Here is an 11,039-nt window from a genome sequence, read left to right on the forward strand (position 1 = left end):
GACCCTATTCGCATCAGACCCCAGCTACCCAGCAACAGCATGATGGGAAAATGCCAAAGACACAGCGACAGCGATACCCGGCCCAAGAAGCGGAACGGACCAATGTCAAACCAGTTTGCCAGCATCGAATCTTGTCCGCGAGCTGACGGGGCAACGATGACAAGGATCAGTAACGCGCCGAGCAACGCCAACGCGGTAGTTTCGAACTGTCGTCTCAGCGCGAGAGATATTACGAAAAGAGCACAGGCCGGAACTATCGCTAGCGCACTGTATAAGCGGACACGCCGGCTCAGGCGCTCGGTCAACTTCCGGCGTTCCATCGCGACAATCACAATCGCCGCGAGCATCCCCAGTGCGTAGTTATCGGCGTTGACCGGAAAACTCCGCAGGTAGACCGCCCCCCAGTTGGGTCCCCAGTTGGTGAGCCAAGGGTTCATCGTGTCGTAGTCGGGAATCAAGACCGGCGCCAGCAGCTTGCCAACAAATCCCATTACGACGAGCACAATGACCGCAATAACAGCAAGCTTGTACGCCCCGAAAGATAACCGCCTACGCGCCGCGAAGATGACGAGACACAGGAGCGGAAGGCACGCGTAAAAGGCAAACTCCATGCTCAGCGACCAAGACGGGTTCAGGCCGGTTTGAAAGTATTCGGGAATGTAAGTTTGGACGAGTGTCAGGTTTGCGAACAGCTGTCCAGGATCTGTAATCATGCCTGTGCCGCCGCCGCTTCCGAATGGATATAACATCGGGTTGCTGACGTATGCGGTTTGCAGCACATAATTCGTGATCAAGAGGATGACGATGTATGCCGGGAAAACCCTTGCGAAGCGTTGCGTCGCATAGTATTTGGTATTCGGCAGCTTCGGGGATTCAGATTCGGTCAATGCCCGAACGTACGGCAAGAACAACAAGAACCCGCTGAGGACGAAGAAAAAGATCAGGCTGACACCGACCAGCGCCGTGATACGGGCGGAAATGCTGGATTCGGCTGGATAGTAGTCGGCGACGTGTGCAATGAGGACTCCCACGGCCGCCAGGCCACGGGCCCCATCCAGGCCGCGAATACGAACGCGGGCAGGCGTGACGACACTGGTTTCGGGCACCGCTCCAGCAAATCGTCGCGCCGTTGCCATCGCCCCCCCTTGCGCCCCCACAAGATTGGCTAGCAGGCACTTATGCAGTCTCGCCTGTCAGCTTGCTTGGCAAAGCTAGCCCACCAGCAACTCACATGCAAGGACTTTTGACGGATGCGTAGACGGTCTCCGACGCGCCGACCGCTACATCAAGTCGTTGGCGGGGACGTCGTCGCGGTGCTCGCGATACCACGTCACCGTGCGTTCGAGGCCCTCGTCGAGGCTCACCTCCGGTGACCATCCCAGGGTGCGCATCTTGGAGATATCAGGGCAGCGCCGCCGCGTAGCGCCGGCAGGCGCCGGGCCGGGACGGATGTCCAGGTCGACACCGACGATCTTGCCGACGCGCACGGCGAGGTCGCGAATGGTCATCTCCTCATCGCTACCGATGTGGTAGATCTCGCGGTGCCCGCCCTTCTCATACATCGCCAAGATGCCCTCGACGCAGTCGTCGACGTAGCAGAACGACCGCGTCTCGCCGCCGTCGCCCTGGATCGGGAACGCGGGATCGCCGGCGTCCTGACACGCCAGCGCTCGCATGATGAACTGCGGCTCGACGTGCTTCCAGCCCATGTTGGGCCCAAAGATGTTGTGCGGCCGGAAAATCTGCACCTGCCGGTAGTGATCCTGCCCGTAGTTGAAGGTGATCAGCTCGCTGGCGATCTTGCCGCCGCCGTAGGAGTACCGCGGGTTGAGGCTGTCGGGCAGCATCAGCGGGATGGTCTCCGGAGTCGGGATGATCGACGGTGTCTGGTACACCTCGGCCGTCGATGCCACCACCAGATCGGGCACGCCGACGTTTCGCCCGGCGTTGACGACTGCCAGCGCTCCGAGCATGCCGACCTCGAGCACGAGTTCTGGCTGCTTGTAGAAGTTTTCGGTGCCGTTGATCGCCGCGAGGTGCATGACCACCTCCGCGCCCTTGAACGCGCGCTCGAGCGCAGCCTGGTCGCGCACGTCGCAGGTGAACAGCTCAACATGGTCGGCCACCTCGGCGAACCGGCTGGCGTCACCACGCACCATCGAGTCGACAACCGCGACGTCCCACCCGTCGGCGACGAGCCTCTTCACGAGATAGGCGCCGATGAACCCGCCACCGCCGGTGACAACGACGCGCTTAGCCATTGGCAGGCGTCCAGCCGCTGCGACCGACCGCGAAGTACGAGTCACCCAATTCAGAAGAAGGCAAATGGCTGAAGTGGTTCCAGTAGTCGAAAACGAATCCGTTCGGGCTGATGAACTCGTTGATGGTGCGCGGGGAGATGGTGCCGAGCGAGGGATGGTTGTTGGTGATCACCACCACCGACGCGCCGCTGACGGCATCGCCGAACCGGTTGAAGATGCGCTCGTCGGGGAATTCCTCCGCCAGCACCTCCGGCGAGGTCACCGGGTCGTACAGGCCGATCTCGGCGTTGGGGTGCTCCTTCTTCAAAGCGTCGAGCACCTTGATCGCCATCGAGCCACGCAGGTCGCTGGTCTCCGGCAGGCCCTTGAACGCCATCCCAAGCACGCTGATCTTCAGCGGGGACACCAGATCGCGGCGATCGATCTCGCTGCTGATGAACTGGACGGTCTCGTGGGGCTGACGCTCGTTGACCAGCCGGCCCGCCGACGTCATCTCCAAGGTGATGCCCCGGCTGCGGGCGCTCTCCATCAGGATGTGCGGGTCTTTCTCCAAGCACGGCCCGCCGACAAGTCCCGGCAACGGGATGTTCGTGCGGTTGTAGCCCAGCTTCCCCGCCGAGATCACCTCGTGCGCGCTGACCCCGAACGCGTCGCACATCCTGGCGACCTCGTTGGCGAACGCGAACTGCACATCGCGGAACGTGTTGCTCACCAGCTTGATGATCTCTGCGGTCTCGATATCGGAGACCAGAACAATCGAACTCGTAAGCCTGCGAAAAACTGCAGCAGCCCGATCTGCGACCGCAGGATCGTCGGCTCCGACAATTTGCGGAAGCTCACGCAATTCCTGCAGCGCCTTACCTTCCAATGTGCGTTCCGGGCACATCGCAATATCGAATTTCTTTCCGCTTGCAGCCAGTATCGGCGCGACTACGTCGCGGGTCGTGCCGACCTTGACCGTCGAACGCAGGATCACCAGGGCGCCGTCACGCATGTTCTCCGCGATGTCGCGGGCGGCCTGTTCGATCATGTCGACGCGGGCGACACCATCGGGCGACAACGGCGTGCCGACGGTGATGATGTATGTGTCGCAAGAGAAGCTGTCGTCGAACTGTTCGGCGGCGACCAGTTTCTTGAACCTCGTTACGCCCGAAAGCGCGTCAGGAAGGCCGGTCTCGGTGAAGTGCGGGATGCCCTGATTGGTCATCTCCACCAGATCGGCTCGCTTCTCCACCCCGATGACGGTGTTGCCCGCTTCAGCGAGAACAGTCGCCAGGGTAAGCCCGACATAACCGAGTCCGACTATTCCGACATCGTAATTTGCTGGCCCAGCCATGTTTCCTCGAGTTCCTAACGCGGAGACGTTGCGACAACAAGTGTTGAGGATACGTTGCCGATGGCTGATTCGGGTGGCGGGTGTGTGCTGGATGGCGTGGCGGCTGGGTAGGCTCGAGGTGTGCCGCTGCCTGCCGATCCCGATCCCGCCCTTTCTGCGTACGCCCACCCCGAACGCCTGGTCACCGCCGACTGGCTGTCGGCCAACCTCGGCCGCCCGGGGCTGGTCATCGTCGAGTCGGACGAAGACGTGCTGCTATACGACACGGGCCACGTTCCCGGCGCGGTGAAGATCGACTGGCACACCGACCTCAACGACCCGCACGTGCGCGACTACATCAACGGCGAGCAGTTCGCCGAGCTGATGAACCGCAAGGGCATTTCGCGCGACGACACCGTGGTGATCTACGGCGACAAGAGCAATTGGTGGGCGGCATACGCGCTGTGGGTGTTCACCTTGTTCGGCCACCCCGACGTTCGGCTGCTCAACGGCGGACGCGACCTGTGGATCTCCGACGGCCGCGAGACCACACTCGACGTGCCGAGCAAGCAGACCTCCGGCTACCCCGTCGTCGAACGTGACGACGCGCCGATCCGCGCGTTCAAAGAGGATGTGCTTTCCATCCTCGGCGACCAACCACTGATCGACGTTCGCTCGCCGCAGGAGTACACCGGCGAGCGCACCCATATGCCCGACTACCCCGAAGAGGGTGCGCTGCGCGGCGGGCACATCCCCACCGCGAGATCCATTCCATGGGGCAAGGCCGCCGATGACAGCGGGCGTTTCCGCAGCCGCGCCGAACTGGACGAGCTCTACGGGTTCCTTGAGCCCGAGGATAAGACCGTCGTGTACTGCCGCATCGGCGAGCGCTCCAGCCACACCTGGTTCGTGCTGACCCATCTGCTCGGCAAGCCCGGCGTGCGCAACTACGACGGGTCCTGGACCGAGTGGGGAAATGCCGTGCGGGTGCCCGTCGCCGTTGGGGAAGAGCCGGGCAACGCGCCGTGAGCATGCCGGCCGCGCTGGCCGAGGTGGTCAACGATTTTCAAGAGGTACAGGGGCAGGACAAGCTGCAGCTGCTGCTGGAGTTCGCCGGTGAGCTGCCTGCGCTTCCTGCCGAGCTCGAAGAGGCCGCGATGGAGCCGGTGCCGGAATGCCAGTCGCCGCTGTTCCTGCATGTCGACGCGAGCGACCCCGACCATGTCCGGTTGTTCTTCAGTGCACCGCCCGAAGCGCCGACCACCCGCGGATTCGCCGCGATCCTGGCCGCCGGCCTCGACGAGCAGCCTGCCGCCGACATCCTGGCCGTGCCCGATGACTTCTACACCGATCTGGGCCTGGCGGCGCTGATCAGCCCGCTGCGGCTGCGCGGCATGTCGGCCATGCTGGCCAGGATCAAGCGGCGACTCCGCAGTACTGGCGAGTAACCGACACCGCCTCGAGGGTCGTACAGTATCGCCCCTTAAACTGCCCCGGGATACATTCTTAAAGACGTTCTTAGAGAGATGCCAATCAGGAGGCGAAGTGCCTAGTCACGCCAGCTCAAAGATCTCCAAGGTGCTTGTCGCCAATCGCGGGGAGATCGCGGTCCGGGTGATCCGCGCGGCCAAGGATGCCGGACTGCAGAGCGTGGCCGTGTACGCCGAGCCCGACGCCGACGCGCCTCACGTCCGGCTCGCCGACGAGGCGTTCGCACTCGGTGGCCAGACCTCCGCGGAGTCCTACCTCGACTTCGCCAAGCTGCTCGACGCGGCCCAGAAGTCCGGCGCCAACGCCATCCACCCCGGATACGGATTCCTCTCGGAGAACGCCGATTTCGCCCAGGCCGTCATCGACGCCGGGCTGATCTGGATCGGCCCGTCCCCCCAGTCCATCCGCGACCTCGGCGACAAGGTGACCGCGCGTCACATCGCGGCGCGCGCTCAGGCCCCGTTGGTGCCCGGCACCCCTGACCCGGTGAAGGACGCCGGCGAGGTGGTGGCGTTCGCCGAGGAATACGGCGTGCCGATCGCGATCAAGGCGGCTTTCGGCGGCGGCGGGCGCGGAATGAAGGTGGCGCGCACCATCGAGGAGATTCCCGAGCTGTTCGATTCGGCCACCCGCGAGGCCGTTTCCGCGTTCGGCCGCGGCGAATGCTTCGTCGAGCGCTACCTGGACAAGCCGCGCCACGTCGAGGCGCAGGTGATCGCCGACCAGCACGGCAACGTCGTCGTTGCGGGCACCCGCGACTGCTCACTGCAGCGCCGCTTCCAGAAGCTGGTGGAAGAAGCGCCGGCACCTTTTCTTACCGACGCTCAGCGCAAGGAGATCCACGAGTCGGCCAAGCGCATCTGCAAGGAGGCCGGCTACTACGGCGCAGGCACCGTCGAGTACCTGGTCGGCCAGGACGGGCTGATCTCGTTCCTCGAGGTGAACACCCGCCTGCAGGTCGAGCACCCGGTCACCGAGGAGACGGCGGGCATCGACCTGGTCTTGCAACAGTTCAAGATCGCCAACGGCGAGAAGCTTGATATCACCGAGGATCCGGAGCCGCGCGGCCACGCGATCGAGTTCCGCATCAACGGTGAGGACGCCGGCCGCGGCTTCCTGCCCGCGCCCGGCCCGGTGAGCAAGTTCGAGGCGCCGAGCGGGCCCGGCGTGCGGCTGGACGCCGGCGTCGAAACCGGATCCGTGATCGGCGGTCAGTTCGACTCCATGCTGGCGAAGCTGATCGTGTACGGCGCCACCCGCGACGAAGCGCTGGCCCGCTCGCGGCGCGCACTTGACGAATTCCACGTCGAGGGCCTTGCCACCGTGATCCCGTTCCACCGCGCGATCGTCTCCGACCCCGCGTTCGTCGGGGACAGCGAGGGCTTCACCGTCCACACCCGCTGGATCGAGACCGAGTGGAACAACACCGTCGAACCCTTCACCGGTGGTGACCCCATCGAGGAGGAAGACACCATCCCGCGCCAGACGGTTGTCGTCGAGGTCGGCGGCCGCAGGCTGGAGGTGTCGCTGCCCGGCGACCTGGCGCTCGGAAACGGCGGCGCCCCAGCAGCTTCCGGTGTGATCCGCAAGAAGCCCAAGGCCCGCAAGCGCGGCTCCCACGGCGGTGCGGCCGCATCCGGTGATGCGGTTACCGCACCGATGCAGGGCACCGTCGTGAAGGTGGCCGTCGAAGAGGGCCAGGAGGTCTCCGCAGGCGATCTCGTGGTTGTTCTCGAGGCGATGAAGATGGAGAACCCCGTCACCGCGCACAAGGACGGCACCATCACCGGCCTGGCCGTCGAGCCGGGCGCCGCCATCACTCAGGGCACGGTGCTGGCCGAGATCAAGTAGTTAGTCGGGGGTCACCAGGCTGCGTTCGGCCAACGCAGTGCCGAAGTAGCCGGCCTTCGGGTCGACGACGACGGTCTTGTCCTCGCCCTTGGCGGACAAGACCGCGCGAGCCATCTGTTCGAACGAGATCTTCTCGGGCCCACCGATGTTCACGATGCCGCCGAGCGGCTGTGCGACTGCCGCGCGTGCGACGTCGGTGGCGACCTTGTCGGCGGCGACAGGTTGGATCAACGCGTCAGGGACGCGTACCTCGTCGCCGATCGTCATAGACGCCGTGATGGACTCGGCGAACTCGGCGAACTGCGTGGCACGCAAAATGGTGTACGGCAGACCGGAGTCGGTGACGATCTTCTCCTGAACGACCTTTGCCCGCATGTAGCCGCTGTCAGGCAGCCCGTCGACACCGACGATCGACAGCACGACGTATTGCTTGATACCAGCGGCTTTCGCGGCCTCAACCAGGTTCGTGGTCGACTTCGTGAAGAAATCCATCACCGGATCGTCTTCGAACGATGGCGAATTGACCACGTCCACCACCGCATCGGCGCCGGCGAGCGCCTCGGCCAGTCCCTCGCCGGTGAGCACGTCGACGCCGGTCGAGCGCGACGACGCCACCACCTCGTGCCCGTCACGTGAGAGCAGGTCCACGACCTTCGTGCCGATCAGTCCGCTGGCTCCGATTACTGTGATCTTCACTGCCCCAACACCTTTCGTAGAATATGGATCGCCTGTTCGACGGCGGCCGTCGACGCCGCGCTGCCCCGCACCGGGTTGAGCATCATGAAGTCGTGCAGGATCCCGTTGTAGCGCACGGCCGTAGTCCGCACCCCAGCCGCGATCAGCTTGCGCGCGTACGCCTCCCCCTCGTCGCGCAGCACGTCGTTTTCGTCGACGACGACGAATGCTTCTGGCAGCCCGGCCAGCTCGTCGGTGCTGGCGCGCAGCGGCGAGACCGTGATCTCAGAACGCTTGTCCACCTCGGGCAGATACGCGTCCCAGAACCAGGCCATCGCCTTGGCGGTGAGGAACGGCCCGTCGGCGAACTCGCGATAGCTGTCGGTGTCCTGGCCCGCATCGGTCACCGGGTAGTACAGCGATTGGTGGGTGAACCGGACGTCGCCGCGCTGCTTGGCCAGGATCGCCAGCGCCGCAGCCATGTTGCCACCGACCGAATCGCCTGCAACGGCAAGGCGTGAGGCGTCCAGGCCCTCGGCCGCGCCTTCGCGGGTGATCCACTGCGCGGTGGCATACCCCTGCTCGATCGCGACCGGGTAGCGGGCCTCGGGCGAACGGTCGTACTCGACGAAAACAAGGGCGGCGTTGACGCCGACGGCCAGTTCGCGCACCAGCCGGTCGTGGGTGCCTGCGTTGCCGAGAATCCATCCGCCGCCATGCATGTAGAGAATCGCGGGCAACGACCCGGATGCGCCGGCCGGCTTGACGATGCGAACCCTCACCTCACCGACCGCTTCAGCGTCTACGGGCACGGTGATCCACTTCTCGTCCACGTCCGGCTTGTCGACGGGCGCCGCCTGGATGTCGTCGAGAACTTTGCGGGCGGCGTCCGGACCGATCTCGTAGAGGAACGGCGGCTTCGAGGTGTTGTCGGCGATCGCCTGCGCGGCGGGCTCGAGGATGTGGTCGGCCATAGGCAATACCTACCATTACTCGGATGCAGCCCGTCGAAATTAACGCAGGTGCCTGGTACTTGCGTGCGCCCCGCCAGGACGAGCTGATCGATGACCGGCACGCGCTGGCCGCGCTCGGCGAGACCGATCCCGATTACGTCACCCGATGCACCGCGCAGTGGGCCTCGGACACGGGCTACACCTGGGCGGTCTGTGAACCGACCACTGGAGAGATGCTCGCGGAGGTGAGGCTGGACCCGGTGGCCGCGACGCTGCGCACGCGCACCCGCGACGGGTACGCCGACGCCACGGCGATCGCGGCCCAGTCGGTGCGCCGATTCGCCGCGGCCATGCTCGGCCTGACGGTCACCTGACGTCGATGTCCTGGCCGGACGCCAGGTCGGCGCAGTCCACCTCGACCACATCGGTGCGCGCGCTCAGAAACGGCCGGGCGCCTTCGTCGCCGCGCAGCGTTTCGAGCAGGCCTGGCCAATGCCTGCGCGCCATCACGACCGGGTGACCTGGCCGGATGCCGTAGCTGGCACGCGCAAGGCCCGACGGCGACGACTGCGCGGCAGCGAGCACCCGCCGCACCACCTCTGGGCCGACGTCGGGGGTGTCGACGGTGTGCAGCACCGCGTACTGTGCGTCGACGGCCGAAAGACCGGCCCGCAGCGACGCACTGAGGCCGTCGGCCCAGTCCTCAGCGATCACCGCGCGAGCGGGCGGTGCCACGTCGACGACAGCGGCGCCCAACACCACCACGACGTCGTCGCAGCCTCCGCCGGACAGCGCGAGCACTCCGGATCGAAGCCACTCGCCCTGCTCGGCAAGCACTTTGGGCATGCCGTAGCGGGTGCCAGCGCCAGCTGCCAACAAGACACCGGCCGCCGTCGCGCCATTCGACATGCAAACAGTGTGAACGTGGCCGATCCTGAGACGATGCTCGGCCTGGACCGACTGCTCGAAGTGTGCGCGTCGCCGATGTGGGCGCAGCAGGTGCTGGCCGGCGGCCCGTACCGCGATGTCGACGCGCTGCTTGACCATGCCGACCGGGTACTGGCCGAGCTGCCCGACGCGGAGATCGAGGCCGCACTGAACGGACACCCCCGCATCGGCGGACGAGCTGACAACCCGTTGTCGGCGCACGAACAAGCCGGCATGGCCGACGCCGACGACCGCGTGCGGACCGAGCTCGCCGTCAAGAACCGGATGTATGAGGACAAGTTCGGCTATGTGTACCTGGTGTGCGCGAGCGGGCGATCCGCCGACGAGCTGCTGACCATCCTGACCGGCCGGCTGGCCAACGATCCCGAGACCGAGTGCCAAGTCATGCGCACCGAGCTGAGCAAGATCAACCGGCTGCGCCTGCGACGGCTGCTGCCAAAGGAGACACCGTGACGCACGTCAGCACCCATGTTCTGGACGCGGTCACCGGCAGGCCCGCCACCGGTGTTGCGGTGACGCTTCGCGACGCCGAAGGCGGCGTGCTTGCCGATGCGCGCACCGACGGCGACGGCCGCGTCGCCGATCTGTACACCGGCGAACTGTCCGGGTTGTACCGGTTACGGTTCGACACCGCAGCCTATTTCGCCGGCCTGCAGATGCCCAGCTTCTATCCGGAAATCGTCATTGCATTCCAGATCGACGATGCCACAACGAAATACCACGTGCCGGTGCTGTTGTCGCCGTACGCCTATTCGACCTACCGAGGGAGCTGAACGTGTCCGGCATCATCCTGGGCGAGACCCAGTACGGCAAGGCCGAGAACCGGGTCGTCAGATTCTACCGCGACACATCTCGCCACGAGATCCGCGATGTCAACGTATCGACCTGTCTGCGTGGCGATTTCAGCGCCGCACACCTGCGCGGCGATCAGTCCGAGGTGTTGCCCACCGACACCCAGAAGCAGACGGTATACGCATACGCCAAGGAGAAGGGTCTCACTTCGATCGAGGACTACGGGCTGGAACTGGCCCGCCACTTCGTCCGCGACATCAGCCCAGTGCGGGCCGCACGAATCGAGATCGACGAATTTGCTTGGCAGAGAGTCGTTGTCGACGGAGACGAACACGACCACACCTGGGTCCGTAAGGGTCAGGAAGTGCGCACGGCGGCGATCACGGTCGACGGTGACGGCGAATGGGTGGTTGGCGGCCTGAAGGATCTCGTCATCCTGAAGTCGACGGGTTCGGAGTTCGCCGGGTTCCTCACCGACCGATACACGGTGCTCGAGCCCACACATGACCGGGTGATGGCCACCTCGCTGGTGGCGCAATGGCGGTTCGCCCCATCCGCCGGAAAATGGTCAGTCGATTGGGACGACGTGTTCTCGGGCATCAAGGGTCATCTGCTGAAACAGTTCGCCGTGGTGCACTCGAAGGCGCTGCAACAGACGCTATTCGAGATGGGCAAGGCCGTGCTCGAGGCCTATCCGGTGATCGCCGAGGTGCGGTTGTCGGCGCCCAACAAACACCATTTTCGCTACGACCT

General features: G+C 64.9%; 13 protein-coding genes. 7 read left to right on the forward strand and 6 right to left on the reverse strand.

From position 1 onward, the window contains the following. The 3 genes from VFH65_RS01075 to VFH65_RS01085 all read right to left on the reverse strand — a co-directional run. Nucleotides 1-1,136: acyltransferase family protein (locus VFH65_RS01075; RefSeq protein WP_353319275.1), on the reverse strand; the 1,136-nt coding region annotated here is incomplete at its 3' end. 144 nt (nt 1,137-1,280) lie between these two features. After that, nucleotides 1,281-2,261, reverse strand: coding sequence for an NAD-dependent epimerase/dehydratase family protein (locus VFH65_RS01080; protein WP_353319276.1), 981 nt, complete (start codon nt 2,259-2,261; stop codon nt 1,281-1,283). Beyond that, nucleotides 2,254-3,597 (reverse strand): nucleotide sugar dehydrogenase, encoded by a 1,344-nt coding sequence (locus VFH65_RS01085; RefSeq protein ID WP_353319277.1) that lies wholly within the window; start codon nt 3,595-3,597, stop codon nt 2,254-2,256. Before VFH65_RS01085 ends, VFH65_RS01080 begins: the two co-directional genes overlap by 8 nt. 120 nt (nt 3,598-3,717) lie before the next feature. Between VFH65_RS01085 and VFH65_RS01090 the strand changes: the two genes are divergently transcribed. From VFH65_RS01090 to VFH65_RS01100, 3 genes are all read left to right on the forward strand, one after another. Then, on the forward strand, nt 3,718-4,605 hold the full coding sequence (locus VFH65_RS01090) for a sulfurtransferase (protein ID WP_353319278.1): 888 nt from the start codon (nt 3,718-3,720) through the stop codon (nt 4,603-4,605). Nucleotides 4,606-4,607: 2 nt separating this feature from the next. Beyond that, entirely contained in the window at nt 4,608-5,024 is a 417-nt protein-coding gene (locus VFH65_RS01095) for a SufE family protein (RefSeq protein WP_353319287.1), read from the forward strand. A gap of 97 nt (nt 5,025-5,121) precedes the next feature. Continuing rightward, the gene (locus VFH65_RS01100) at nt 5,122-6,918 is read left to right on the forward strand and encodes an acetyl/propionyl/methylcrotonyl-CoA carboxylase subunit alpha (protein ID WP_353319279.1); all 1,797 of its coding nucleotides are present in this window, start codon (nt 5,122-5,124) and stop codon (nt 6,916-6,918) included. Here VFH65_RS01100 and VFH65_RS01105 read toward each other — a convergent pair whose 3' ends face one another. Both VFH65_RS01105 and VFH65_RS01110 read right to left on the reverse strand, forming a co-directional pair. Then, a complete protein-coding gene (locus VFH65_RS01105; RefSeq protein ID WP_353319280.1) occupies nt 6,919-7,614 on the reverse strand; it encodes an SDR family oxidoreductase in 696 nt (231 codons plus the stop codon). Next, the gene (locus VFH65_RS01110; RefSeq protein ID WP_353319282.1) at nt 7,611-8,567 is read right to left on the reverse strand and encodes an alpha/beta hydrolase; all 957 of its coding nucleotides are present in this window, start codon (nt 8,565-8,567) and stop codon (nt 7,611-7,613) included. The genes VFH65_RS01105 and VFH65_RS01110 overlap by 4 nt, the downstream gene beginning before the upstream one ends. Before the next feature lie 23 nt (nt 8,568-8,590). On the opposite strand from VFH65_RS01110, the gene VFH65_RS01115 reads away from it, so the two are divergent. Continuing rightward, entirely contained in the window at nt 8,591-8,920 is a 330-nt protein-coding gene (locus VFH65_RS01115; RefSeq protein ID WP_353319283.1) for a hypothetical protein, read from the forward strand. Here the strand turns inward: VFH65_RS01115 and VFH65_RS01120 are convergent. Continuing rightward, a complete protein-coding gene (locus tag VFH65_RS01120) occupies nt 8,913-9,455 on the reverse strand; it encodes a nucleotidyltransferase family protein (protein ID WP_353319284.1) in 543 nt (180 codons plus the stop codon). The genes VFH65_RS01115 and VFH65_RS01120 overlap by 8 nt on opposite strands. Nucleotides 9,456-9,488: 33 nt before the next feature. Here VFH65_RS01120 and uraD point away from each other — a divergent pair, with 33 nt between their 5' ends. The 3 genes from uraD to pucL all read left to right on the forward strand — a co-directional run. Beyond that, on the forward strand, nt 9,489-9,947 hold the full coding sequence (uraD, locus tag VFH65_RS01125; protein WP_353319288.1) for a 2-oxo-4-hydroxy-4-carboxy-5-ureidoimidazoline decarboxylase: 459 nt from the start codon (nt 9,489-9,491) through the stop codon (nt 9,945-9,947). Next, nucleotides 9,944-10,267, forward strand: a complete 324-nt coding sequence (uraH, locus tag VFH65_RS01130; protein WP_353319285.1) for a hydroxyisourate hydrolase — start codon at nt 9,944-9,946, stop codon at nt 10,265-10,267. Before uraD ends, uraH begins: the two co-directional genes overlap by 4 nt. A gap of 2 nt (nt 10,268-10,269) precedes the next feature. Further along, a partial coding sequence (gene pucL, locus VFH65_RS01135) for a factor-independent urate hydroxylase (protein ID WP_353319286.1) occupies nt 10,270-11,039 on the forward strand: 770 nt, incomplete at its 3' end.

This window comes from Mycobacterium sp. (assembly GCF_035697385.1).
In the GTDB taxonomy this organism is placed as follows: domain Bacteria; phylum Actinomycetota; class Actinomycetes; order Mycobacteriales; family Mycobacteriaceae; genus Mycobacterium.